This is a genomic window from Mesorhizobium sp. M7A.F.Ca.CA.004.04.2.1, assembly GCF_004022825.1.
Classification (GTDB): Bacteria; Pseudomonadota; Alphaproteobacteria; order Rhizobiales; family Rhizobiaceae; genus Mesorhizobium.
In genome coordinates this window covers 1-987 of the sequence record NZ_RZPH01001484.1, presented here as the reverse complement: position 1 = coordinate 987, position 987 = coordinate 1, and the positions used below count along the sequence as shown (strand labels likewise).

The window sequence follows — 987 nt, the reverse complement described above, 5'->3', positions numbered from 1 at the left end:
GCCGGTGAAATACGGCTCGCCCGGCGTGCCGATGCCCGGCTACGACATCCGCGTGCTCGACGATGCTGGCCATGAGGTGCAGCGGGGCACGCTGGGCAATGTGGTGATCAAACTGCCGCTGCCGGCCGGCTGCCTGCCGACGCTGTGGAATGCCGATCAACGGTTCCGCCAGGCCTATCTCGACGAGTTCCCCGGCTTCTACAAGACGGCGGATGCCGGCATGGTCGACGAGGACGGCTATCTCTACGTCATGGCTCGCACCGATGACATCATCAACGTCGCCGGCCACCGGCTGTCGACCGGCGCCATGGAAGAGGTGCTTTCGGCCCATCCCGATGTCGCCGAATGCGCGGTGATCGGCATTGCCGACGCCATGAAAGGCCAGGTTCCGCTGGGCTTCGTGGTGTTGAATGCGGGTGTGACCCGCGATATCGGCTCTATCGAGAACGAGGTGGTCGGTCTGGTGCGCGAACGCATTGGCCCGGTCGCCGCCTTCAAGACGGTGGTGACGATCAAGCGCCTGCCCAAGACGCGTTCGGGCAAGATCCTGCGCGGCACCATGCAGAAGATCGCCGACAAGGAAGAATGGACCATGCCGGCGACGATCGACGATCCGGTCGTCCTCGACGAGATCACCAAGGCCCTGAAGGAACGCGGAATCGGACTTTGAGCCACTGAAGGGTGGGCCGCGGACGACCTTTTCGATCGGCAAGCAATACTTTTATTGTGCGACGCAGCAATGCACCCTAAAGTCGTTCGCGGGGGGACATCGACAAAGGTCGCATGGCTCAGCAGAAGATTACATTTGGTGGCGTAGACATCCTGCGCTTTCTCGCCGCCGTCATGGTCATGGTCTACCACTATGGCTTCTGGGTGTGGGCGTATCCGGACGGTGTTTCGGCGCGCGCCACGGGCGGCGTTCCCCCGCAGCCGGCAATAGGCGCCTGGGTCGAATCCGGCTGGGTCGGCGTCCAGATCTTCTTCGTC

At 62.9% G+C, this 987-nt stretch carries 2 pseudogenes; both read left to right on the top strand.

The window, feature by feature from the left end:
- Positions 1-670 (top strand): annotated as a pseudogene (locus tag EN893_RS35570) (AMP-binding protein); the annotation flags it as partial.
- A gap of 113 nt (positions 671-783) precedes the next feature.
- Positions 784-987, top strand: a pseudogene (locus EN893_RS35565) (acyltransferase); the annotation flags it as partial.